Annotated in this window: 21 protein-coding genes; 16 read left to right on the top strand and 5 right to left on the bottom strand. The window is 60.7% G+C overall.

The window, feature by feature from the left end:
• Positions 1 to 90 precede the first annotated feature (90 nt).
• The 11 genes from E6W33_RS01205 to E6W33_RS01155 all read left to right on the top strand — a co-directional run bounded on the left by E6W33_RS01205 (position 91) and on the right by E6W33_RS01155 (position 11,695).
• Positions 91 to 1,008, top strand: a complete 918-nt coding sequence (locus E6W33_RS01205; protein ID WP_136413407.1) for a sugar ABC transporter permease — start codon at positions 91 to 93, stop codon at positions 1,006 to 1,008.
• Between the two features lie 2 nt (positions 1,009 to 1,010).
• On the top strand, positions 1,011 to 1,919 hold the full coding sequence (locus tag E6W33_RS01200) for a carbohydrate ABC transporter permease (protein WP_136413405.1): 909 nt from the start codon (positions 1,011 to 1,013) through the stop codon (positions 1,917 to 1,919).
• 12 nt (positions 1,920 to 1,931) lie between these two features.
• The gene (locus E6W33_RS01195) at positions 1,932 to 3,029 is read left to right on the top strand and encodes an ABC transporter ATP-binding protein (protein WP_136413403.1); all 1,098 of its coding nucleotides are present in this window, start codon (positions 1,932 to 1,934) and stop codon (positions 3,027 to 3,029) included.
• Between the two features lie 9 nt (positions 3,030 to 3,038).
• Complete coding sequence (locus tag E6W33_RS01190; protein ID WP_136413401.1) at positions 3,039 to 3,911, top strand: xanthine dehydrogenase family protein subunit M; 873 nt, start codon at positions 3,039 to 3,041, stop codon at positions 3,909 to 3,911.
• Positions 3,911 to 4,405, top strand: coding sequence for a (2Fe-2S)-binding protein (locus E6W33_RS01185; protein WP_136414349.1), 495 nt, complete (start codon positions 3,911 to 3,913; stop codon positions 4,403 to 4,405). The genes E6W33_RS01190 and E6W33_RS01185 overlap by 1 nt, the downstream gene beginning before the upstream one ends.
• Positions 4,392 to 6,761: a xanthine dehydrogenase family protein molybdopterin-binding subunit gene (locus tag E6W33_RS01180; RefSeq protein ID WP_136413399.1), complete on the top strand. Its 2,370-nt coding sequence runs from the start codon at positions 4,392 to 4,394 to the stop codon at positions 6,759 to 6,761. The genes E6W33_RS01185 and E6W33_RS01180 overlap by 14 nt, the downstream gene beginning before the upstream one ends.
• Positions 6,758 to 7,636 carry an NAD(P)-dependent oxidoreductase gene (locus E6W33_RS01175; protein ID WP_136413397.1) on the top strand — a complete coding sequence of 293 codons (879 nt, stop codon included), beginning with the start codon at positions 6,758 to 6,760 and terminating at the stop codon, positions 7,634 to 7,636. The genes E6W33_RS01180 and E6W33_RS01175 overlap by 4 nt, the downstream gene beginning before the upstream one ends.
• 2 nt (positions 7,637 to 7,638) lie before the next feature.
• Positions 7,639 to 8,286: a carbon monoxide dehydrogenase subunit G gene (locus E6W33_RS01170; protein WP_136413395.1), complete on the top strand. Its 648-nt coding sequence runs from the start codon at positions 7,639 to 7,641 to the stop codon at positions 8,284 to 8,286.
• Positions 8,287 to 8,386: 100 nt separating this feature from the next.
• Positions 8,387 to 9,388: a porin gene (locus E6W33_RS01165; RefSeq protein ID WP_136413393.1), complete on the top strand. Its 1,002-nt coding sequence runs from the start codon at positions 8,387 to 8,389 to the stop codon at positions 9,386 to 9,388.
• A 78-nt stretch (positions 9,389 to 9,466) separates the two neighbouring features.
• Positions 9,467 to 10,660: a M20 aminoacylase family protein gene (locus E6W33_RS01160; RefSeq protein ID WP_136413391.1), complete on the top strand. Its 1,194-nt coding sequence runs from the start codon at positions 9,467 to 9,469 to the stop codon at positions 10,658 to 10,660.
• A 15-nt stretch (positions 10,661 to 10,675) separates the two neighbouring features.
• Positions 10,676 to 11,695 carry an XdhC family protein gene (locus tag E6W33_RS01155; RefSeq protein WP_136413389.1) on the top strand — a complete coding sequence of 340 codons (1,020 nt, stop codon included), beginning with the start codon at positions 10,676 to 10,678 and terminating at the stop codon, positions 11,693 to 11,695.
• Positions 11,696 to 11,756: 61 nt separating this feature from the next.
• Here the strand turns inward: E6W33_RS01155 and E6W33_RS01150 are convergent, their stop codons facing one another.
• Together E6W33_RS01150 and E6W33_RS01145 are read right to left on the bottom strand one after the other, a co-directional pair.
• A complete protein-coding gene (locus E6W33_RS01150; RefSeq protein ID WP_136413386.1) occupies positions 11,757 to 13,121 on the bottom strand; it encodes an L-serine ammonia-lyase in 1,365 nt (454 codons plus the stop codon).
• Positions 13,122 to 13,125: 4 nt separating this feature from the next.
• Entirely contained in the window at positions 13,126 to 13,437 is a 312-nt protein-coding gene (locus E6W33_RS01145; RefSeq protein WP_247869480.1) for an NIPSNAP family protein, read from the bottom strand.
• A 138-nt stretch (positions 13,438 to 13,575) separates the two neighbouring features.
• Here E6W33_RS01145 and E6W33_RS01140 point away from each other — a divergent pair, with 138 nt between their 5' ends.
• Entirely contained in the window at positions 13,576 to 14,262 is a 687-nt protein-coding gene (locus E6W33_RS01140) for a TetR/AcrR family transcriptional regulator (RefSeq protein ID WP_136413384.1), read from the top strand.
• A gap of 107 nt (positions 14,263 to 14,369) precedes the next feature.
• On the opposite strand, the gene E6W33_RS01135 is transcribed toward E6W33_RS01140, so the two are convergent.
• On the bottom strand, positions 14,370 to 15,506 hold the full coding sequence (locus E6W33_RS01135; protein WP_247869479.1) for an ABC transporter substrate-binding protein: 1,137 nt from the start codon (positions 15,504 to 15,506) through the stop codon (positions 14,370 to 14,372).
• A 221-nt stretch (positions 15,507 to 15,727) separates the two neighbouring features.
• Between E6W33_RS01135 and E6W33_RS01130 the strand changes: the two genes are divergently transcribed.
• The gene (locus E6W33_RS01130; protein WP_136413382.1) at positions 15,728 to 16,420 is read left to right on the top strand and encodes a GNAT family N-acetyltransferase; all 693 of its coding nucleotides are present in this window, start codon (positions 15,728 to 15,730) and stop codon (positions 16,418 to 16,420) included.
• Between the two features lie 73 nt (positions 16,421 to 16,493).
• Here the strand turns inward: E6W33_RS01130 and E6W33_RS01125 are convergent, their stop codons facing one another.
• The gene (locus E6W33_RS01125; protein WP_136413380.1) at positions 16,494 to 16,985 is read right to left on the bottom strand and encodes an Lrp/AsnC family transcriptional regulator; all 492 of its coding nucleotides are present in this window, start codon (positions 16,983 to 16,985) and stop codon (positions 16,494 to 16,496) included.
• Positions 16,986 to 17,123: 138 nt separating this feature from the next.
• Between E6W33_RS01125 and hppD the strand changes: the two genes are divergently transcribed.
• Positions 17,124 to 18,236 carry a 4-hydroxyphenylpyruvate dioxygenase gene (gene hppD, locus E6W33_RS01120; RefSeq protein ID WP_136413378.1) on the top strand — a complete coding sequence of 371 codons (1,113 nt, stop codon included), beginning with the start codon at positions 17,124 to 17,126 and terminating at the stop codon, positions 18,234 to 18,236.
• A gap of 10 nt (positions 18,237 to 18,246) precedes the next feature.
• Entirely contained in the window at positions 18,247 to 19,128 is an 882-nt protein-coding gene (gene phhA / locus E6W33_RS01115) for a phenylalanine 4-monooxygenase (RefSeq protein ID WP_136413376.1), read from the top strand.
• A gap of 3 nt (positions 19,129 to 19,131) precedes the next feature.
• Here phhA and E6W33_RS01110 read toward each other — a convergent pair whose 3' ends face one another.
• Positions 19,132 to 19,425 (bottom strand): EF-hand domain-containing protein, encoded by a 294-nt coding sequence (locus E6W33_RS01110; protein WP_211097203.1) that lies wholly within the window; start codon positions 19,423 to 19,425, stop codon positions 19,132 to 19,134.
• A gap of 233 nt (positions 19,426 to 19,658) precedes the next feature.
• On the opposite strand from E6W33_RS01110, the gene E6W33_RS01105 reads away from it, so the two are divergent.
• Positions 19,659 to 23,273 (top strand): indolepyruvate ferredoxin oxidoreductase family protein, encoded by a 3,615-nt coding sequence (locus E6W33_RS01105; protein WP_136413374.1) that lies wholly within the window; start codon positions 19,659 to 19,661, stop codon positions 23,271 to 23,273.
• Positions 23,274 to 23,282: the final 9 nt, after the last annotated feature.

The following is a 23,282-nucleotide window of genomic DNA, read 5'->3' as shown; positions in this document are numbered from 1 at the left end:
CAGGGCGCCGCTTGGGCGCCCTGATTGGCCCTGCTCATGCCGAGACGGAGCGATGCCCAGCATCGTTCCACTCCTTGAAAGACCGAACCGATGAAAATCAAAAGCAGTGGTCCGCGCAGCGCCTTTCGCTATCCATCGAGCGCATACGACCAGAAGAGCGCGATGATCTTCATCGCGCCGATGATGCTCGTACTGAGCGTCGTTGCCGTCTTTCCAATTCTTTACTCGTTCTGGATCAGCCTGTTCGACCTGAAGCTGTCGCGCCCGCACCGGGCGCCCTTCGTCTGGTTCGACAACTATGTGCACCTGTTCCAGGATCCGATGTTCTGGACCTCGGTGTGGCGCACCACCTCGTTCACCGTGGTATCGGTCGCGTGCATCATGCTCATCGCCATGCTGATGGCCATTCTGCTGAACGAAGAATTCCGCGGCCGCCGCATCTTGTCCGCCGTCCTGCTGGTCCCCTGGGCCATTCCCTATGTGGCCAACGGATTGATGTGGAAATGGATCTACGACTCCAGCTACGGCGCGCTCAATGGACTGCTGCTGCAACTCGGCTTCATCCAGAAATACATCGTGCTGCTCGGCGATGTCGACAAGACATTGCTGCTTATCACAAACGCCTTCGTGTGGAAGGAAGTGCCGCTCGCCACCATTCTCCTGCTGGTCACCTTGAAATCGGTGCGGCCGGACTTGTACAGCGCCGCCAAGGTCGACGGCGCCAACGTGTGGCAACGCTTCATTCACATCACGCTGCCTTCGCTCAAGCCCGGCTTCCTGCTGGTCATGATTTACGAAACGATGATGGCAATTCGCCACTTCGACATGTTCTTCATCCTGACCGAAGGCGGTCCGGCCGACGCATCGCATGTGGTCGCATGGGAAGTGTACGTGGAGACCTTCCGCAAGCTGGCATTCGGCACCGGCGCGGCGCTCGCTTACATCATGGCGATCGTCACCTTCGTGCTGGCCTTTTTCATCATCCGCAGCATGGGTAAGAAGCTCTGAACATGAATATCGCTCACCTCGGCAGGCGCGCCCTGCTATTCATAGCCTCCGTGCTGTTCATCGTCTACGTGCTGGCGCCGATCGGCTGGCTCGTTTCGTCCTCGTTCCAGTCCGAAGCGGAAATCACCTCCGTGCCGCCGCACTGGGTACCGCACGCGCCGACGATGGACAACTTCAACGCCATCTTCAAGGCCAAGGAAAAAGTCGTCACCTACGAGACGCGCAAAGAAGGAGATACGGCAACCGGCGGCTTCATTCCGTCCACCGCGAAGAACCTGCTCCCGTCCATGTGGAACAGCTTCATCGTGGCGATCGCCGTCGTCATTCTCAACTTGCTGGTCAGCGTGCCGGCAGCGTATGCGATGGCCAAGATCCGCTTCATCGGGCGATCGACATCGATCTACTTCATGCTCACCACGCGCGTGATCCCGGACATCGCACTCGTCGTGCCGTTCTTCCTGTTCGTGCAAAAGCTGGGCCTGCTGGATAACCTGCTGTCGCTCATCATCACCTATCTCGCGATCACGGTTCCTTTCAGCATCTTCATCCTGCTCGGCTACTTCGAGTCGCTGCCGGATGAACTCGACAAGGCGGCGCGGGTGGACGGCTGTTCACGATTCCAGACGCTGACGCTGGTGTTCCTTCCGCTCGCGCTGCCCTCGCTGGTCGCGGTCGTGTTGTTCACCTTCCTCACGAGCTGGAACGAATTCCTGCTGGCGCTGATGTTTACGCAAACGCCGGCCTCGCAAACCATGCCGATCGTGGTCGCGTCGTTCACGTCCGACTTCACGATCAGTTTTTCATTCATCAACGCAGCGGGCGTGCTGGCGATCATTCCGCCGGTGATCATCGCCATCATGTTCGAACGCTACATCGTCTCCGGCCTGACTGCCGGCGCGGTAAAAGGCTAAGGAGAAAATCCAGTGGCACGCATTAAATTCGAAAACGTCGGGAAACGTTATCCGAACGGTTACGTCGCGCTCGACAACCTGAACCTCGACATCGCCGACAAGGAGTTCCTCGTCCTGCTCGGCCCGTCGGGCTGCGGCAAATCGACTACGCTCAACATGATCGCAGGGCTGGAGGACGTCACCGAAGGCAACCTGTACTTCGACAATGAGGTGATGAATACCGTCCCGCCGCACAGGCGCGACGTGGCGATGGTGTTCCAGAGCTACGCCCTGTATCCGCACAAGACGGTGTACGAGAACATCGCTTTCGGCCTGCGCATGCGCAAGCATCCGAGCGACGAGATCGACCAGCGCGTGCGCGACGCCGCGCGCCGACTTGAAATCGAACCGCTACTGGAACGCCGCCCGGACCAGCTTTCCGGCGGTCAGCGCCAGCGCGTCGCACTCGGCCGCGCGATGGTGCGCCAGCCGCTCGCATTCCTGATGGACGAGCCGTTGTCGAACCTCGATGCCGCATTGCGTATTTCCATGCGCGCCGAGATCAAGCAATTGCACCAGGCGATGCAGACCACGTTCGTGTATGTGACGCACGACCAGGCCGAAGCATTGACGCTCGCCGATCGTATCGTCGTCATGCGCAGTGGCGTGGTACAGCAGATCGGCACGCCGGACGCCATCTACGAGCGACCGAGCAATATGTTCGTCGCATCCTTCCTCGGCAACCCGCCCATCAATTTCCTCGAAGGGAATATCGTGGTGGCCGGCGACGCCGTGCTGTTCAAGCGCGGCCAGCTTGAAATCATCCTGCCGCCGCACATTGCGCAAAAAGTAGCGGGCGACTCCGGCCGCGCCGTCGTGCTGGGGATTCGCGCCGAGGACGTCGATGCCCACGCCGAGCAGCGCGCGCGCGAGTGCGTGCAGGGCAAGATCATTTCCGTCTTGCCGGTCGGCTCCGACCAGTTCCTGGAGCTTGAAGCCGAAGGCGTGAAGCTGTTCTTCCGCGTCGGCAAGGAAGTCCAGCACAAGGACGGCGAGAACCTTCGTCTCGCACTGAATCTGAATCGCCTGCATCTGTTCGACAAGCAGAGCGGCCACACCCTGGTCTGGTAAAGGCGTGCAATGAAGCCGGCAGCCTTTTCCTATCACCGTCCGAGTTCGCTCGAAGAGGCGCTCGAACAGCTCGCGCATAGCGGCGAGAATGTCAAGGTGATTGCGGGCGGGCAGAGTCTCGGCCCGATGATGAACATGCGTCTTGCGACGCCGTCCGATCTGGTCGACTTGAACGATCTCACCGAGCTGGCTTACATCCGCGACGCCGGCGATGCACTCGAAATCGGTGCGCTCACCCGTCATCATCAGATTGAAGAATCGGCAGTGGTGAAGAGCCGTTGCCCTTTGCTGGCGCAGGCTGCGCAAACCATCGGACACTACGCGATCCGCCAGCGCGGCACGCTGGGCGGCAGCCTTGCCCATGCCGATCCGGCAGCGCAACTCGCCCTGGTCGCCGTGACCCTCGGTGCGCAGATCAAGGTCGTCAGCATTCGTGGACAGCGCACGATACCCGCATCCGAATTCTTTTTGTCGGTCATGGCAACCGCGCTGGAGCCGGATGAAATCATTCTCTCGGTGCGCTTCCCTGCGGCGACGCCGGATGAAGGCGCATCGTTTCAATTGTTCAACCGGCGACACGGCGACTTCGCCATTGTCGCTGTCGCCATCACCGTTGCCTTGCAGGCAGGTCGCGCGGCGCGGCTGCGGGTCGGCATCGCCGGGACCGGGCCTGTCCCGGTCGCGTACGAGGCGGTCGCGCGCTTATTTTCGGGCCGTGTCGCCGATGCCGGGTGGATCGGCGAGCTTGCCCAGGCCGTGCGTGGCGCCGTCGCGCCGGAAGACGATGCGCGCATTCCTGCCGAATTTCGCAGGGAGATCACGGCGACCCTGGTCAAACGCGCCATCGAGAGCGCCATTGGACGCGCAGAAGGACAAGCATGATGGACAAGCTCCCCGTCACACTGACAGTCAACGGCATCAACCACGAGATTCAGGTCGAGGCGCGCAAGCTGCTATCGGATGCGCTGCGTGAGGACTGTCATCTCACCGGTACGCATGTCGGCTGCGAGCATGGCGTGTGCGGCGCCTGTACGGTTCTGGTCGATGGCAAGGCAACGCGTTCCTGCCTTAGCTTCGCGGTGCAGATGGAAGGACATGAGATTTCAACCATCGAGTCGGTAGCGCACGATGACAAGCTGTCACCGCTGCAGCAGGCAATGCACGAGGAGCACGGCCTGCAATGCGGCTTCTGCACGCCGGGCATTGTGATGACCTTCGAGGCATTCCTCAAGAACAACCCCGATCCGAGTGAAGAAGAAATTCGCGAGGCGCTCTCAGGCAATCTCTGCCGCTGCACCGGCTATCACAACATCGTCAAGGCGATCAGGAAGGCAGCGGAGCAAATGAAGAATGGCGGCGGGCATGACAAGCGCTGATTTTCAGTCCATCGGCAAGCATGTGCCGCGCCGCGAGGACCGGCGGCTGCTGACCGGCCATGGTCGCTACATCGACGACATCGATGTGCCGGGCGCGCTGCACGCGTGTTTTGTACGCTCTCCGCACGCGCACGCACGGATTCTCTCGGTCAATGTCGAGGCCGCACTGGAGATGCCCGGCATCCTTGCGGTTTTCACCGGTCATGACCTTGCGCAGTGGACAACGAAGTTGCGCATGGCGCCACCGATAGACGGCCTCCAGCCGGTGGAAATGGATACGCTGCCCGTCGCCAAGGTGTGCTTCCAGGGCGATCCTGTGGCCTGCATCATCGCGACCGATCGCTATCTCGCGGAGGACGCGATCGAAAAAGTGGTCGTCGAATACGAAGTGCTCGAAGCGGTCGCCACCATGTGGCGCGCGCTCGACGCCGGTTCGCCGAAAGTTGATGAGAGCCTGCCGTCAAACCTGCTGTCACACCAGCGTTCGGAACATGGCGATGTCGAGTTCCGCAAGCGCGAAGCCTTTCGCGTGATCGAAAGCACCTTCTCGCAACACCGCCAGACGCATCTGCCGATCGAGACACGCGGCTGCATCGCCGTGTGGGATGAGGGACGTCAGCACCTCACGTTTCATGTCGGCACGCAGGTGCCGCATCCTTACCGCACCACGCTGGCAGCACGCATGCGGCTGACCGAATCGCAGGTCACCGTGATTTCGCCAGATGTGGGCGGAGGCTTCGGCCAGAAGATCGCGTTGTACCGCGAAGAACTGAGCGTTGCCGCTATTGCGCGCCACATGAAGCGGCCGGTGCGCTGGCGCGAGGACCGGATGGAAAATCTGCTGGCATCCTCGCAATCGCGGGAAGATTTTTGCCGTACGCGGGCGGCCGTCGACGCCAACGGCCGCTTGCTCGGCCTCGAGCTGGAAATCATTGAGGACTTCGGTGCCTACAGCTTCTATCCCGGCAACTATCTGGCGCGTGTGGTGGCCATGATCCTGACCGGGCCATACAAGGTGCAGGACTACACGTTCGACGTGAAGGTGGTGTTGACCAACAAGGTTGGCAACGGCCCCATGCGCGCGCCCATGGCGATTACCAGCTGGGTAATGGATGGCACGATGGATGCGATCGCGCGTGAACTCGGGCTCGACCCGGTGGAGGTGCGCCGGATCAACATGCTCCATCCGGAAGACTTGCCCTACACGATGGCGACTGGCGAGGTGCTCGCAGACATCACGCCGCGCGAAACCTTTGAAGCGGCTCTGGCAAAGATCGGTTACCAGGAATTTCGCGACCGGCAGCAGCGCGCGCGGGCAGAGGGGCGTTACCTCGGCCTCGGCATGTGCACGGTGGTTGAATCCACCACCTACGGTTCGCGTTTCTACAAGTCGGCCGGCATCGCCGGTTCCGGCCACGAGGCCGCATGGTTGCGCATCGAACCGTCGGGGGCTGTGAATGTGTCCGTCGGGCTTGGCGCAACCGGGCAGGGCTACGAGACTTCATTGACACAGGCCGCCGCCGAAGGTCTGGGCGTTCCGCCGCAGCAGGTACACCTGCATCTTGGCCATACCGATGTGGCTCCTTACGGCATGGGCAGCCGTGGCGCGCGTGGCGGCACCGCAGGCGGCGGTACGCTGTACCTCTGCGCGCAAGAGGCATGCGCCAAGGTGCTTGCCATCGCCGCAAAGCTCCTCGAACTCCCGGATAGCGCTTCGCTGCGGATGGCGGGTGGCCGTGTTCAGCGTGCCGAGGGCGGCGAATGGAGCGATACCCGACTGACGCTTGCCGACATTGCGCGTACGGCCTATCTCGACCCCCTGGCACTGCCTGAGGGAATGAGTCCGGGCCTTGAGTTCCACAAGACCTACGATCCGCCGCCGATGACATATTCCAACTCGACACATATGTGCGAGGTGGAGGTGGATGTCGCAACAGGTGCGATCCGCTTTATGCGCTACCTGGTTGCGGAAGACTGCGGCACCGTGCTGAGTCCCGTCGTCGTCGAGGGGCAACAGCATGGCGCAATCGCCATGGGCTTGTCCGGCGCGCTCTACGAGCATGTGCATTACGACGAAGGTGGACAGAACCTGTCCGGCACGCTGGCCGATTATCTGGTCGCCACGGCGCATGAGCTTCCCCATTTCGACATCCTGCCGATGCACACGCCGAGCCGCGCCACGCCCGCCGGCATCAAAGGCATGGCCGAGGGTGGCGTGATGGGCGCGATCGGCGCGCTGACCAATGCCGTCAATGATGCGCTTGCACCCTTTGGCGTCGTCGTCGACAGGCAGCCACTTACCCCGATGTATCTGCGCGAACTGCTGCGCGACAAACAGGAGAGGAATCACAAATGAGTGCAAACACGAGCACCCGCATCGGCTTCATCGGCCTTGGCATCATGGGCCGCAGCATGGCGGGGCATATCTTGAACGCGGGCTACCGGCTCAACGTCTACAACCGCTCCCGCGACAAGGCGGATGAGCTGGTCGTCAGGGGCGCCACCTGGTGCGATACGCCCGGCGACGTCGCTGCGGCATCGGACATCGTGATCACGATGGTGGGATTTCCGCATGACGTCGAAGAGATCTACCTGGGCGAAAACGGTATCGTGGCACGCGCCAACCGGGGTGCGGTCCTGATCGACATGACGACTTCCAGTCCGGCATTGGCCGAGCGCATCGCAGCCGAAGCGGACAAGAAGAAGTGCTATGCCATCGATGCGCCCGTATCCGGCGGGGACGTCGGCGCGCGCGACGCTAAGCTGGCGATCATGGTTGGCGGCGATCCTGCGGCCTTTGAAAAGGCATTGCCGGTGCTGCAGCGCATGGGCACGAGCATCGTCCTGCAGGGTGGTGCCGGCGCCGGCCAGCACACCAAGATGTGCAATCAGATCGTGATTGCCTCGACCATCATGGGCGTGTGCGAAGGGCTGGCCTACGGCAAGCGCGCCGGCCTCGATCTCGACACTGTGCTCAAGTCCATCGGCGGCGGCGCGGCCTCCGGCTTCCAGCTGAACGTGCTTGGCACTCGCATCATCAAGGGCGACTTCGCGCCGGGTTTCTTCATCGAGCATTTCATCAAGGATCTGGGCATCGCCCTGGCCGAGGCGCATTGCATGCAGCTCGATCTGCCGGGCGTCTCGCTGGCCCGCAAACTCTACGAACAACTCGCAGCGCAAGGTTACGGCCGCAACGGCACGCAGGCGCTCTTCAAACACTACGAGAAATAAGCATGGCGATGGATTTTTCAGGTGAATACAGCATTCCGGCCAGGCAGCAGCAGGTATGGGATGCGTTGAACGATCCGGCCGTGCTGCAGACGTGCATTGCCGGCTGCAAGCAGCTCGACAAGGTTTCTGACACGGAGTTTGCCGCCATCGTCGGCACGAGGGTCGGGCCGATCTCCGCAACTTTCCGGGGCAGCGTGCTGTTGTCCGAGCTTGATGCGCCGAATGGCTACACATTGACCGGTCAAGGGCAGGGCGGCGCGGCCGGCTTCGCGAAGATGACTGCGCGCGTTTCGCTGGCCGGCAATGGCGACGCCACGACGCTGAAATACGTGGCGGAGGCGGACATCGGCGGCAAGCTGGCAAGCGTCGGCAGCCGTCTCGTGCAAACCGTTGCAAAGAAGAACGCGGACGACTTCTTCACGGCATTCGCCCGTCACTTCGACGGCGCCGGCATGCCGGCGGAAGCCGTGTCGGCTCCACTTGCGCCGGCAGCGGCGCCGCGGGCGAGCGCAGCCGCCGCAACCACGGCAATGGCATCGGTTCCGTCATCCGCTCCGCCTTCGATATACAGCGCTGTGCCCGCATGGATGGCCGTCTTTACGTGCGCCATCGGCTTCGGTTTCGGTTATTTCGTGGCACTGGCGCGATAAGAGATTTGCAGCAAATGCCGACCTGACGGTTCGGCAGGCAACACGAAGTCACCGTCAAACAAATCGATACTCAAAAATACTGCTTCCTCAGGAGAGACTAATGAAAAAATCGCTACTTGCGCTTGCTGTGCTGGGTGCATTCGCTGGAGCCGCTTCGGCGCAGACCAATGTTGCTGTCTACGGCATCATGGATCTCGCACTGGACTTCCAGGGCGGCGGCGCGGCCGGCTCAGCCACCAAGCTGTCCAATCCGTTTGGTTCGCGCATCGGCTTTCGCGGTACCGAAGATCTCGGCGGCGGCATGTCGGCAAACTTCGTGCTGGAGTCCGGCTTCACCGCCGACACTGGTGCGCTGAGCCAGGGCGGACTCATGTACGGACGCCAGGCATTCGTCGGCCTGAAGGGCAATTCGGGCGCACTGACGCTGGGACGCCAGTACAGCCCGCGCTTCCTTGCGATCGCGCAAGTGGCCGATCCGTTCAATGTCGGTTTTTCCGGCCAGGCGCATAACCTGATCGATCCGGATGGCGTGCGCGTCAATAACGCCATCAAATACACCACGCCGACCTTCAACGGCTTTACCGCCGACGTCCTGTATGGCCTTGGCGAAGTCGCAGGCGACAACTCGGCCGGCCGCCAGCTGGGGAGTTCCATCGGCTATGTGGCTGGTCCGGTGAATGTGCGTCTTGCCTACCACAATCGCAACGGCAATCCGTCGACCATCGCCAGCACAAGGAACACCATGCTCGCGGGCACATATGACTTCGGCGTCGCCAAGTTGCACCTTGCCTACAGCGACAACGACGGTCCGGCCGCCAAGGGTTCCACAGACAATCGCGACTACCTGATCGGCGCAACGGTGCCATTCGGCGCCAGCACGGTGCGCGCATCCTATATCCGCAAGGATGACCGGACCGCCGCCAACCATGATGCCAACCAGTTCGCGCTCGGCTACTTCTATGCCTTGTCCAAGCGCACCGATGTCTACACGGTTTATTCGCGCATCAGCAACAAGAATGGCGCGACATTCACCGTCAACAACGGCTCCGATACCGGCATCGGCGATCGTGGCGTCAACGTCGGCCTGCGTCATTTCTTCTGACCTGCGCTCGACGTCATCACCTGAGAAAAGGCGCCTCGCGCGCCTTTTTCGCCAACTATCCACTCTCCGGAGAAACGCGTGAACCTGATTGATCCGATCATCCAGTTCCATCCCGAATTGCAACAGATCCGGCGCGACATTCATGCGCATCCCGAACTCTGCTACGAAGAGCAGCGAACCGCCGATCTGGTTGCCGGAAAACTGACCGAGTGGAACATCCCCATTGTGCGGGGCATGGGCAAGACCGGCGTGGTTGGCATCATCAGGAACGGCAACAGCCAGCGCGCGATCGGTTTGCGCGCCGACATGGATGCGCTGCCGATGCAGGAAGCGAATACCTTCGCCCATACTTCCAGGCACGACGGAAGGATGCACGCCTGCGGTCACGATGGCCATACGGCGATGCTGTTGGGCGCAGCGCAGTATCTGTCGCGCCAGCGGCATTTCGACGGTACCGTCTACCTGATCTTTCAGCCGGCCGAGGAAGTCGGCGCCGGCGCCAAACGGATGATGGATGACGGACTCTTTGCGCAATGCCCGATGGACGCGGTGTTCGGCATGCACAACTGGCCGGGGCAGGCGGTCGGCACTTTCGGCGTCACGCCGGGGCCGATGATGGCCTCATCGAACGAGTTCGAAGTAATCGTGAAGGGGAAGGGCGCGCACGCCGCGCAACCGCACAAGGGCATAGACCCGATCATGGTTGCCTTGCAGCTCGCGCAGGGCTGGCAGACCATCATCAGCCGCAACAAGAGCCCGCTCGACGCCGGCGTGTTGTCGGTGACGCAAATCCATTCCGGCAGCGCGACCAATGTGATTCCCGACACAGCACGCCTGATCGGGACCGTGCGCACCTTCCGGCCGGAGGTGCTGGACCTGATTGAAACCCGCATGCGGGTCATGGCGGAACATACGGCCGCCGCCTTTGAGGCGGAGATCGAATTCAAGTTCGAGCGCCTTTATCCGGCCCTCATCAATCATGCGAAGGAAACCGCCATCGCGGTCGACGTCATGAAATCGATCGTCGGCGAAGCGAATGTCAATCCAGCGGTCGAGCCGACAATGGGGGCGGAAGACTTCGCTTTCATGCTGCAGGAAAAGCCGGGCTGCTATGTCTTCATCGGCAACGGCGAAGGCGACCATCGCTCGGTGGGGCACGGACTGGGTCCGTGCAACCTGCACAACCCGAGTTACGATTTCAACGACGCCTTGCTGCCGATAGGTGCGACCTACTGGGTGCGCCTGGTGGAGCAATATCTGTCACGCGCATAGAGCGAAGGGGCATCCGTGGACAGCATCGATCTCGAAGTATTGAAAGCCTGCGACGAATGGATCAACGCAGGCCGCAAATGCGAACTCGTGACCGTCATCAAGACCTGGGGCTCGAGTCCGCGGCCGGAAGGCGCGATGCTCGCGATATGCGAGGATGGCCGCGTGGTCGGATCGGTGTCGGGCGGATGTATCGAGGACGATCTGATCGAGCGCGTGCGCAAAGAGGGGATCACCCGAGCGCGTCCGGAGTTGATCACCTACGGGATCACGGCGGACGAGGCACATCGCTTTGGTCTGCCGTGCGGCGGCACGATACAACTGGCGATCGAACCCTTGTGCGGAGACAGCCGCATTGATGAATTGCTGCAGCGGCTTTCCCGCCGCGAATTGGTAGCACGCCGCCTCGATCTCGCAACAGGGCGGGTCGTGTTGGGACCGGCGGGTGCCGGCATGAGCATGCAGGCATCGGAGCATGCCTTGACGACGATTCATGGGCCGCGCTGGCGCCTGGTGCTCATTGGAGCAGGGCAGTTATCGCGCTTTGTCGCGCAGATTGCCGCTGGCATGGATTACGCCGTGACGGTGTGCGATCCGCGCGAAGAATATCGCGATGGCTGGCAGGTTCCGGGAGTCGAATTGCGGCATGCCATGCCGGATGATGTTGTGATCGAAATGAAGCTGGATCGCCGCAGCGCCGTGGTGGCGTTGACGCATGATCCGAAGCTTGATGACCTGGCGCTCATGGAGGCCTTGAAGTCCGATGCTTTTTATGTCGGCGCGATTGGGTCGCGCGCCAACAACGCCAAACGACGCGAGCGGCTTAAGCTGTTTGATCTGGATGATGAGCAGATTGCGCGCTTGCGAGGGCCGGTTGGGCTTTATATTGGCAGCAAGACGCCTGCGGAGATTGCGATCTCGATTCTTGCGGAGATGACGGCGGTGAAAAACGGGATTGTGTTGTCGGAGGATTTGCGGGTCGCGTACGCGAAAGGGCCAGCGGCGATCGGGGAATCGGGCTGTGTCTCTCTTCGGTAATTCCGTAGCCCCTTGGTGGGGTACGGAATCGCCGAAGAGTCGAGCGCTTCACCGTCATCCGTCAACAAGCCACCACACTCACCGCCAGCCCGCCCAGCGAAGTCTCCTTGTACTTGCTGTGCATATCCGCGCCGGTCTGCCGCATCGTCTCGATCACCTTGTCCAGTGATACATGGTGCGTTCCATCGCCGCAGAGGGCCAGGCGCGCTGCATTGATGGCCTTGGTTGCCCCCATCGCGTTGCGCTCGATGCAGGGAATCTGCACCAGGCCCCCGATCGGGTCGCAGGTGAGCCCGAGGTTGTGTTCCATGCCGATCTCGGCGGCGTTCTCGATCTGTTCGTTGGTGCCGCCGAGGGCGGCGGCCAGCCCTGCCGCAGCCATGGAGGCAGCGACGCCGACCTCGCCCTGACATCCGACTTCAGCACCCGAGATCGAGGCGTTTTCCTTGTATAGCGAGCCGATCGCCGCGGCGGTCAGGAGGAAGTCGCGCATGCCCTGTGTCGACGCGTTGTCGCAGAACTGTTCATAGAAGCGCAGGACTGCGGGGATGATGCCGGCTGCGCCATTGGTCGGTGCGGTGACGACCCGGCCGCCTGCGGCGTTCTCTTCATTGACCGCAACGGCGAACGCATTGACCCAATCCAGCTCTTGCAAGGGTTGCACATTCTTTTTTTCGAGCAGGCGTTCATGCAGGTGGCGTGCGCGGCGGCGAACATTGAGCCCGCCGGGCAGAGTGCCTTCCTGTTTCAGGCCGCGTTCGATGCATGCTCGCATTGTGGTCCGGATGCGGTCGATTCCCACGATGATGTCACGCTCGCTGCGCAGTGCCTGTTCGTTTTCGAAAGCGAGTGCTGCGATCGACATGTTCCGTTCGCGCCCGATCCGCAGCATGTCCTGCGCTGAACGATAGGGGTGCGGCCAGGCGACCGGTGACTGTACGGGCTTGCCGATCTCGTCGGCACTCACGACAAAGCCACCGCCGATGGAAAACAGGAGTTGCTGCAGCAGCAGTCGGCCATGCGTATCGCTTGCGGTAAAGCGCATTCCGTTGGGATGTTGCGGCAGCGTGCGCCCCATGTGGAACAAGAGATGCGACGTTTCCGAGAAGGGAATCAGGTGCTTGCCGAGGAGCGAGATTGTCCCCGATTGACGGATCGCGGCCAGCGTCGGGCCGATGCTGTCGACATCCACGGTGTCCGGCGCTTTGCCGGCGAGGCCGAGCAGGATCGCGCGGTCGGTCCCATGTCCGGTGCCGGTCAACGCAAGGGAGCCATAAAGGTCGACAGTCACGCTGCCGACCTGGCCGAGAAGGCCGCCGGCTTCCAGATCCTGCGCGAACTGGCGGGCCGCGCACATCGGGCCCACGGTATGCGAGCTCGACGGCCCGATGCCGATTTTGAAGATTTCAAAGACGCTGACCGGCATGGGATTACTTGATCGGCGAGAAACTGACCGGATTCAGGAAAACGCTTTCCTGATGGACCAGGTACGGGAGAATCGAAGGCACGAACGCTTGCCATTCCTTATCGGCCGCCAACAGCGAGCGTTGGGTGCTGCGATGGCCGAAATCGTCATAACCCCATAGAAAGACAATCGAGTTCAGCGTGCCGGATTCCTTGGTCCAGCAGCCGACCAGCTTGGCGTAACGCGTGATGATGTGGAGACCGTTTTCCTGATAGATTTTCAGGAACTCAGGCGCCTTGCCTGCCTGCACCTGATAGGTGCGCATTTCGAGAATCACTTTTTTTCTCCCTTTGAATGAATACCCGACCAAGGAAGTTGGGTAAAATACCTCCTCGATCCATTTCTTATATCGTCAACTGACGATATATTTTGCCACAAACATGGGCGGGCCTGTGCGCCAAGCCAAAAAACAACGATGAAAGCAAAGTCCGACCTGCTGGCCGAAAGCCGGCACAAAAAATCCGTGGCCCCGAAAAGCAAGGGCCGGCGCCCGACTGCACGCATGCCGCAGGCAGAACGCCGTGTACAAATCCTGACCAAGGCGTACGAATTTTTTTCCGAGTACGGACTCACGGCGCAAACGCGTGCCCTGGCTGACGCGTGCGGCGTGTCGCAGCGGCTGCTGTACAGCTTGTTTCCCAACAAGGCAGCCTTGCTGAATGCAGTTTACGAGACGGAGATCGCGGGACCGATCAAGGCAATCTGGTTCGTCCAGCTCAGGGATCGCAGCAAGCCGATCGAGGAGCGCCTGATGGCGTTTTACAAGGAATATTACGACTGCATCCTGACGCGACGCTGGCTGCGCCTTTTCCTGTATGCATCGCTGTCCGAAGAGGGAATGGCGCCGACTTACATTGCGGGAATCGTCACGCACCTATTGGAGATGATTGTCGAAGAAGCCGCGCGCGAGGCGAAGTTGCGCCCGCCGGAAGATCCGGCATACATGCAGGAAATCGGTTGGATCCTGCACGGCGCGGTGTCGCATCTGGCCATCCGCCGCCATATCTATCGCGATGCCAATCCGCTCGATGCCGAGACGGTGGTCGGCATGCACGTGCGCTCATTTCTGGGTGGTCTGAAGGCAGTCCTGCCGCCCGCATGAGGCACGCGGAAGCCTTCCGGTCATCAATTTATATCGTCAAATGATGATATAAATCCATTCCCATAAGCTGCGCATGCGCGACGGAATTGCGCACACCCCTGGCTGCCTCAGCGCACGAAGCGGCCGTCCTTGCCGATCATCGTCAGCTCGACGAACTCGCTGCCGGTATGGTCATGCGGGCCGTAGGTCACCATCAGGCCGCCGAAGTCGACCCGCTGCATCGATTCCATCGCATGAATGAAACCTTCGCGCGTCAGATTGCGTCCGGCGCGGCGCAGTCCTTCGACAAAAACCTTCGCGTTGACGAAGCCCTCCATCGCCGCATAGGACATCGTTACCTTGGTGTTCTTTGTGGCGGAGTGGAATTCCTGTCCGAGCGGCGTCGTCAGCAGATGCGGGGCGGGGGTGATCTGCGAAACGATCACGCCATAGCCGGCCGCGCCGAGGTCCTTGACGAAGGCGTCCGAGGAATTGTTCGACATGGTCATGATCAGCATATGGCCGCCTTGCGCGCGGATGGCTTTGATGACTTCCACCGTGTTCTTGGCGGAGCTGACGATGATCAGCGCACCGGGATTGGGCTTGATGACTTCCGTTGCCGTCGCCTTGTAATCCGGATTGACGCGAGCGAACTTGGTGATGGCGACCGGCGTCAGCATGCGTGCTTCCATGGCCTTCTTGAAGCCGGCCAGGCCGTCCTGGCCGAAGGCGTCGTCCACGTGCAGGATGCTGATCGACTTCACGCCAATGGTGTCGAAATGCTCGACCGCGCGGATGACTTCATCCTGGTACTTGGCGCGGATGTTGAACAGCAGGCGGTGCACAGGTTCATGAAAGACGGCGGCGCCGGTGCTGGGCGCGACCAGCGGCACATTGTTTGCCTCAAGTAGCTGCAGGATGCCCTGGGTGTGCGGCGTCCCGCGCCCGCCGAACAGCGCGAAGACCTGATCCTTCTTGATCAGGGTTTCCGCATTGGCGAGCGTGAGCGCTGGATCAAACTTGTCGTCCAGCATACGCATCTCGATTTTCCGGCCATGCACGCCGCCTTGCTTGTTGACGAGGTTGAAGTAGGCATTGGCGCCTTCATTCAGCTCCTTGACCGGGGCGGCCACTGTGCCGGTCAGGCCAACCGTCTGGCCGATGAGAATGGTGGAGTCGGTCACACCGGTCTCGGCCGATGCCGTAATCGCTGTGCCGATAAACAACATGGACGCGATCAATTTACGCAGAGCAGCAGCCATCATGAGATCCTTTTTCAGAGAAGGCGGGAGGTCATTGTTGAATCTTGCCAACAGCGCCGCAATTGTGGGTTTTACGTAACAGGCAAGATCAATTACATGACATCCTACGTTGAGTTGTATCAAGCAAATCGTATTAATGAAGGCGCTTATGCCATCATTTTTCCGTTTCGCTTAGAATGACATTGTGCGCTGCACAAATTGTTTACAGTTATCAGGATTGCACTATGAAAACGACCGATTTGGCTGGCCTGACCGCCCCTCCGCCGAACAGTGATGATCAGTCCGGTTCGGACAAGCCGACGATACGCGTCAAGGAGCTTTCCGAGCGCGATCGGCGCCGCCTGTTGATGCACTTTCTTGCGCTGGACGAGAGCGACCGCTTGTTGCGTTTCGGCACGGTGCTGCCGGATGAATTGATCACACGTTATGTGCAAATGCTCGACTTCTCGCGCGATACGGTGTTTGGCGTGTACGACGACAATCTTCGGCTGGTGGGTGTAGGACACCTGGCTTTTGCACCGCGTGAGGCGCTGCCGCCGCTGAGCGAAGCGACCTTGAAAGCGCGCATCGCGGAATTCGGCGTGTCCGTTTCGGCCACGGCGCGCGGCATGGGGATCGGCTCCAAGCTGTTCGAGCGTGGCGCCATCCACTGCCGCAACGAGGATGTGGACACGCTCTACATGCACTGCCTGTCGTCGAACCAGACCATGATCCATATCGCGGCCAAGGCGGGCATGGAAATTCATCGCGACTACGGCGAAGCGGATGCCTATCTGAAGCTCACGCCGGCCAATCCCGGCAGCATGCTGGCCGAGGCGGTGGAAGAGCAGTTCGCCTCCTTCGACTACACGATGAAAGCGAACGCCAAGGCCGCCGTGAAATTGTTGAGGAAATTGCCGGGGATGAAGAAGGGGTGATTTGATTTGTCCACGGAAAGCACGGAAGGCACTACAACAAGAGCTCCGTGCCTTCCGCAAATCAAGACGCGTATCAAACCAGCGGCAGCGCTGTTGTGTCCTTGATCTTTTGCAACGCAAAGCTCGACTTCACATCCAGCACGGCAGGATGCTTGAGCAGGGTCTCCATCATGAAGCGCGAGAAGTGTTCCATGTCTTCCACGTGCACGCGCAGTAAATAATCCATCTCACCGGTCATTGCGTAGCAGGCGACGACTTCCGGCCAATTGTCTACCGAGGCAGCAAAGTCGGCGCGCGGGGAGCGCACACTCCCGGTCGGCGTGTCGCTGTGTTTTTCCAGGCGTACGTTGACATAGGCCAGCAGCCCGAGGCCGATCTTGTCCGGATCAAGCAGGGCGACATACTGCCGAATCACGCCCGACTCCTCCAGATTCTTGATGCGTCGCAGGCAAGGGGAAGGCGAAAGGCTGACCCGGTCCGCCACTTCCTGGTTGGTCAGCCGGCCGTCGGACTGCAGAATCGACAGAATCTTCAGGTCCGTCTTATCCAGGTTTGTTCTTGACATGGATCACCAATTTCAAAAAATTATTGGCAATATTATTGCCAATTTTCTGAATCCGTGCCCACATTTTAAAATTTTATGCCGCCTGTCCTTGCCTATACTTGAAGCAGATATTTGCCAAAATCACACAAGGAGACAGGCATGGAATTCCAACCCTGGGACAACCCCATGGGCACCGATGGCTTCGAATTCATCGAATATGCCGCCCCTGATCCCAAAGCGCTCGGCGCGCTGTTCGAACAGATGGGATTTGCCGCCATCGCCCGCCATCGCCACAAGGATGTAACGCTGTACCGCCAGGGCGACATCAACTTCATCATCAATGCCGAGAAGGATTCGTTTGCGCAACGCTTTGCCCGCCAGCACGGGCCGTCGATCTGCGCGATCGCGTTTCGCGTGAAGGACGCCGCGTATGCCTATCGGCGCGCGCTGGAGCTCGGCGCCTGGGGCTTCGACAACAAGACCGGGCCGATGGAACTGAACATTCCCGCGATCAAGGGCATCGGCGACTCGCTGATCTACTTCGTCGATCGCTGGCGCGGCAAGGAAGGCGCTTCGGGAGCCATCGGCGATATCAGCATCTATGACGTCGATTTCGTTGCCATTCCCGGCGCCGCTGCCAATCCGGTAGGCCACGGCCTGACCTATATCGATCATCTCACCCACAACGTGCATCGCGGACGCATGAAGGAGTGGGCGGAGTTCTACGAGCGCCTGTTCAACTTCCGCGAGATCCGCTATTTCGATATCGAGGGCAAGCTGACCGGCCTGAAGTCGAAAGCCATGACTTCCCCCTGCGGCAAGATCCGCATTCCGATCAACGAGTCCTCCGACGATAAATCGCAGATCGCCGAGTATCTCGACCTCTACCACGGCGAGGGCATCCAGCACATCGCGCTCGGCACCGACGATATCTACGCGACGGTGGAATCGATGAAGGCCCGGCAGGTGGCTTTCCAGGACACCATCGACACCTATTACGACCTGGTCGACAAGCGCCTGCCGGCGCACGGCGAGCGCGTCGACGACTTGCGCCGCTTGCGCATCCTGATCGATGGCAACAGCAATGCGACAAGGCGTGAGCTGCTGCTGCAGATCTTCACGCAAACCGTCATCGGCCCGATCTTCTTCGAAATCATCCAGCGCAAGGGCGACCAGGGCTTCGGCGAAGGCAATTTCCGCGCATTGTTCGAGTCGATCGAACTCGATCAGATTCGCCGCGGCGTGCTGAAGAGCGACAGCGTTTCCGCCTAAGGAGCAGAGCATGAATACCACGGTCGACCAGGCGGATTTCTTCAAGACCCTGGAAGAGAAGTCGGATGGCGCCAGCCTGCGTGGCGACTACAGCCGGTGCGACGCCCAGTACGTGGTCAGACAGGACAGCCGCGGCTACACGGCGGAGCAGCAAGCACTGTGGCGCAAGCTGTATCAGCGCCAGGCAAATCTGCTGCCCGGGCGCGCCTGCGAGCTGTTCATCGACAGCCTCGGCAAGCTCGACGCATCGGCGGAAATCCCCTGCCTGGAGCGCACCAGCGAAGCGCTGCACAAGGCGACCGGCTGGCAGCTCGTCGCGGTGCCGGGCCTGATTCCCGACCTGACATTCTTCGAGCATCTCGCCGAGCGCCGCTTTCCGGTGACGGTGTGGCTGCGCGAACCGCATGAGTTCGACTACATCGTCGAGCCGGACATCTTCCACGATTTCTTCGGGCATGTGCCGCTCCTGTTCAATCCGATTTTTGCGGATCATCTGCAGCAGTTCGGCAAGGGCGGCTTGAAAGCATTGCGGCGTGACGCCTTGAAGTATCTGGCGCGCCTGTACTGGTACACGGTGGAGTTCGGACTGATTGAAAGTCCGCAGGGCCTGCGTGCGTATGGCGCCGGCATCCTGTCATCCGGCGGAGAGATCGAGTATTGCCTGACCAGTCCGAAGCCGCGCCGCATTGCGCTGGACGCGGAGCGTACGATGCGCACGCTGTACAAGATCGATTCGTACCAGGAAACCTATTTCGTGATCCGCGATTACCAGCATCTGTTCGATGTGACCGCGCCGGACTTCGCGCCGATTTATGAAAGGATCAGGATGCAGGAAGCTTTGCCGGCGAACAGTCTGTTGCCGGGCGAGATCAATATTGCACCGAACCGCTGATGCTCAGCTCGACACCCGCTGGCGCACCAGCGCCCGGATTTCGTCGCGCGTCACCTTGCCATCCTTGTTGGTATCGAGGCGATCGAAATTGTCGGTGAGGCGGCCCCAGTTTGCGGCTTCAGCCTCTGTCCTGGAGAGCGCGCCGTCGCCGTCCTTGTCCGCGGCCTTGAACTGTTCATCGAACCTGGCGAGAAAGTGCGGCTTGCGTGGAGCAGCCGGCTCGGTGGCCGACTGGGCGACTGCCATGCTGGCGCCGAATACCGCTGCCCCGACCATCAGCAGAAAAGTGGATTGCATGTTACCCTCTGAAACGCTTTTTCCGACTGATTTACTGTAAGTACGCCGCTGCAATTTCACCAAGGCATTTACGCCTTGTTACACCTCTCCGGTGTTGCAGTGTGCATTGAGTGACATGCGCTGCTGTGCTAATGTGCGCGTGTCAAAACGATAAAACGGCAAGCCCACAAGGCGGGTCAGTTTGACAGCGAAACCATCGCACCCAAGAACACAATTTTTGGCCTGGAGACCGAATGAATGCACCCTTGAATTCCGGGCAGCGTCAGCTGCTGGAAAACATTTCCCTCGACGACAAGTTCACGCTGGAGCGCGGCCGCGCTTTCATGACCGGCACGCAAGCCCTGATCCGCTTGCCAATGCTGCAACGCCAGCGCGACGTCATGGCGGGATTGAATACCGCCGGTTACATCACCGGCTATCGCGGATCGCCGCTCGGCAATGTCGACATGACCGCGATGAAGGCGAAGAAATATCTCGAAGCCCATCATGTCAAGTTCCATCCCGGCATGAACGAAGACCTGGCCGCGACCGCCGTATGGGGGACGCAGCAGGTCAACCTGTTTCCGGGCGCGAAGTACGATGGCGTATTTTCGATGTGGTACGGCAAGGGCCCCGGCGTGGACCGCTGCGGCGACGTGTTCAAGCACGCCAACATGGCCGGCACCGACAAGAATGGCGGCGTGCTGGTGCTGGCCGGCGACGACCATGCGGCGAAATCTTCCACCACCGCGCACCAGAGCGAACACATCCTGAAAGCCTGCGGGATTCCGGTGCTGTATCCGTCCACGGTGCAGGAGTATCTCGACTACGGCCTGCACGGATGGGCCATCAGCCGCTACACCGGCTTGTGGGTGGCGATGAAATGCGTCACCGATCTGGTGGAATCCGGCGCTTCGGTCGAACTCGATCCGGATCGCGTGCAGATCGCATTGCCGACCGATTTCGAATTGCCGCCCGGCGGCCTCAACATCCGCTATCCGGACGCGGTGCTGGAGCAGGAAGCGCGCATGAACCACTACAAGTGGTATGCCGCGCTGGCCTATGTCCGCGCCAACAAGCTCAACCAGATCATCTGGGACAGCCCGCGCGCGCGCATCGGCATCATCACCGCCGGCAAGTCCTATCTCGACACGCGCCAGGCGCTGTATGACCTCGGCATCGACGAAGCGGTCGCCCGGGACATCGGTATCCGCCTGTACAAGATCGGCATGACCTGGCCGCTGGAGGCCGAGGGCGTGCGCGCCTTCGCGCAGGGCCTGGAAGAAATCATCGTGGTGGAAGAGAAGCGCCAGATCCTCGAATACCAACTGAAGGAAGAACTCTACAACTGGCGCGACGACGTGCGTCCGCGCGTGGTCGGCAAGTTCGACGATACCGGCGAGTGGAGCGGCAACCACCGCGAAGGCCACGGCAACTGGCTGCTGCCGGCGACCTATGAACTGAACCCGGCACAGATCGCACGCGCGATCGCGGCCCGCATTTCGAAATACTTCGCCGGCCAGCCGATCGAGCAGCGCGTCAAGGAACGCATCGCCTATCTGGAAGCAAAGGAATCGGTGCTCAAGGTCGGCAGCGCCAAACCTGATCCGAACAAGGACCGCATTCCGCATTTCTGCTCAGGCTGCCCGCACAACACCTCCACCAACGTGCCCGAAGGCAGCCGCGCGCTGGCCGGCATCGGTTGCCATTACATGGTGCTGTGGATGGACCGTCGCACCTCGACCTTCACGCACATGGGCGCCGAGGGCGTGACCTGGGTCGGCCACGCGCCGTTCACCAACGAGCAGCATGTGTTCGCCAACCTGGGCGACGGCACTTACTTCCATTCCGGCTTGCTGGCAATTCGCGCCGCTGTCGCAGGCAAGGTCAACATGACCTACAAGATTCTGTACAACGATGCGGTGGCCATGACCGGCGGGCAGCAGTTTGACGGCCCGCTCGATCCGGCAATGATCTCGCGCCAGATCGCTGCCGAGGGCGTGAATCCGATCGTGGTGGTGACGGACGATCCGGGCAAATATCCGGCAGGCGTGAACTGGGCGCCGGGCGTGACGATCCGCCATCGGGATGAGCTCGACACGGTGCAGAAGGAATTGCGCGAGGTGAAGGGCGTGTCGGCGATCATTTACGACCAGACCTGCGCTTCCGAAAAGAGGCGCCGCCGCAAACGCAACGAGTATCCGGACCCGGCCAAGCGCACCGTGATCAACGAAGCAGTGTGCGAGGGTTGCGGCGATTGCAGCGTGCAATCGAATTGCCTGTCGGTCGAGCCGCTGGAAACCGAGTTCGGGCGCAAACGCCAGATCAATCAATCCTCGTGCAACAAGGACTTCTCCTGCGTCAAGGGCTTCTGCCCGAGCTTCGTCACGGTCGAAGGCGGCCAGCTCAGGAAACCGAAGAAAGCCGCCGTCAGCGATGACGCGGGCGCGAAGAAGCTGCCGATACTGCAAGGCAGCAACCTGCCTTATCCCACGCTGCCGACCACGGAAAAACCCTTCGGCATCCTGGTGACGGGCGTTGGCGGCACGGGCGTGATCACCATCGGCCAGATCCTGGCAATGGCAGCGCACGCCGAAGGCAAGGGTTGCTCCGTGCTCGACATGAGCGGCCTAGCACAAAAGGGTGGGCCGGTGATGTCGCACGTGCGCTTGTCCGATCATCCGGATGAAATCCATTCGACTCGCGTCGGCACCGGCGCGGCCGATCTCGTGATCGGCTGCGACCTGATCGTCACCGCCAGCCGTGACGCCGTGTCGCGCATGGGCGAGGGGCGTACCTACGCGGCCGTCAATTCGACCGGCACGCCGACGGCTGCCTTCGTGAAGAATCCGGACTGGAAACATCCCGGTGCGGCGGCGGAGAACGATATCCGCACGGCTTGCGGCGACGGACGCGCGGACTTCATCGATGCGGGCAAGATTGCCACCGCGCTGATGGGCGACAACATCGCAACCAACATGTTCATGCTCGGCTATGTCTGGCAGAAAGGCTGGGTGCCGCTGTCGGAAGCCGCGGTGATGAAGGCGATCGAACTGAACGGCGTCTCGGTCGAATTCAACAAGCAAGCCTTCGTGTGGGGCCGCAATGCCGCGCACGACTGGGCTGCGGTTGAACGTCTCGCGAAGATGAACGATACCGCCGCGCAAGTGATCGAATTCAAGCGCGCGCCCTCGCTCGATGCGATGATCGACATGCGCGTCGATTATCTGGCGAAGTATCAGGATGCAGCTTACGCACGGCAGTATCGCGACTTCGTCGAGAAGGTGCGCGGCGCGGAACGCAAGGTGGTCGATCAGAAGCCCCTGCGCCTGACCGAAGCCGTCGCCCGCTACCTGTTCAAGCTGATGGCCTACAAGGACGAGTACGAAGTCGCGCGCCTGCATGCCGACATGGCGTTCAAGGCCAAGATCGAGGGCATGTTCGAAGGAGACTACAAGCTCAAGTTCCATCTCGCGCCGCCCTTGTTTGCGAAACGTGATGCGAACGGGCACCTCATCAAGCAGGAGTTCGGTCCCTGGATGATGAAAGCCTTCGGCGTGCTCGCGAAATTCAAGTTCCTGCGTGGCGGTCCATTCGATATTTTCGGCCATACCGCGGAGCGCAAGACGGAGCGTGCGCTGATCGGGCAGTACCGGCAAACAATTGAAGCGCTGTTGCCGAAACTGACGGAAGGAAATATCACAAAGGCTGCAGCGATCGCCAGCATTCCGGAAGACATCCGCGGCTTCGGTCACGTGAAGGAAAAGAACCTGAAGGCAGCCAGGGAGAAGGAATCTGCGTTGCTGACCGCATTTGATGCGCCAAATGCACCGAATGCAACGGTGAAGACCTCCCAGCAGGTTGCCTGAACCGGTTTA

This window comes from Herbaspirillum sp. ST 5-3 (assembly GCF_004804275.1).
Taxonomy (GTDB): Bacteria; Pseudomonadota; Gammaproteobacteria; order Burkholderiales; family Burkholderiaceae_D; genus Noviherbaspirillum.
This window is presented reverse-complemented; position numbering and strand designations above follow the sequence as displayed.

Bases quoted from the DNA above. Each gene is read 5' to 3' on its own strand.
- E6W33_RS01175 (WP_136413397.1), top strand. From the start codon at position 6,758: ATGAGTGCAAACACGAGCACCCGCATCGGCTTCATCGGCCTTGGCATC.
- E6W33_RS01140 (WP_136413384.1), top strand. From the start codon at position 13,576: ATGAAAGCAAAGTCCGACCTGCTGGCCGAAAGCCGGCACAAAAAATCC.
- E6W33_RS01125 (WP_136413380.1), bottom strand. From the start codon at position 16,985: ATGTCAAGAACAAACCTGGATAAGACGGACCTGAAGATTCTGTCGATT.
- E6W33_RS01185 (WP_136414349.1), top strand. From the start codon at position 3,911: ATGGACAAGCTCCCCGTCACACTGACAGTCAACGGCATCAACCACGAG.
- E6W33_RS01110 (WP_211097203.1), bottom strand. From the start codon at position 19,425: ATGCAATCCACTTTTCTGCTGATGGTCGGGGCAGCGGTATTCGGCGCC.
- E6W33_RS01200 (WP_136413405.1), top strand. From the start codon at position 1,011: ATGAATATCGCTCACCTCGGCAGGCGCGCCCTGCTATTCATAGCCTCC.
- E6W33_RS01190 (WP_136413401.1), top strand. From the start codon at position 3,039: ATGAAGCCGGCAGCCTTTTCCTATCACCGTCCGAGTTCGCTCGAAGAG.
- E6W33_RS01135 (WP_247869479.1), bottom strand. From the start codon at position 15,506: ATGATGGCTGCTGCTCTGCGTAAATTGATCGCGTCCATGTTGTTTATC.
- E6W33_RS01130 (WP_136413382.1), top strand. From the start codon at position 15,728: ATGAAAACGACCGATTTGGCTGGCCTGACCGCCCCTCCGCCGAACAGT.
- E6W33_RS01165 (WP_136413393.1), top strand. From the start codon at position 8,387: ATGAAAAAATCGCTACTTGCGCTTGCTGTGCTGGGTGCATTCGCTGGA.
- hppD (WP_136413378.1), top strand. From the start codon at position 17,124: ATGGAATTCCAACCCTGGGACAACCCCATGGGCACCGATGGCTTCGAA.
- E6W33_RS01205 (WP_136413407.1), top strand. From the start codon at position 91: ATGAAAATCAAAAGCAGTGGTCCGCGCAGCGCCTTTCGCTATCCATCG.
- E6W33_RS01105 (WP_136413374.1), top strand. From the start codon at position 19,659: ATGAATGCACCCTTGAATTCCGGGCAGCGTCAGCTGCTGGAAAACATT.
- E6W33_RS01180 (WP_136413399.1), top strand. From the start codon at position 4,392: ATGACAAGCGCTGATTTTCAGTCCATCGGCAAGCATGTGCCGCGCCGC.
- E6W33_RS01170 (WP_136413395.1), top strand. From the start codon at position 7,639: ATGGCGATGGATTTTTCAGGTGAATACAGCATTCCGGCCAGGCAGCAG.
- E6W33_RS01150 (WP_136413386.1), bottom strand. From the start codon at position 13,121: ATGCCGGTCAGCGTCTTTGAAATCTTCAAAATCGGCATCGGGCCGTCG.
- phhA (WP_136413376.1), top strand. From the start codon at position 18,247: ATGAATACCACGGTCGACCAGGCGGATTTCTTCAAGACCCTGGAAGAG.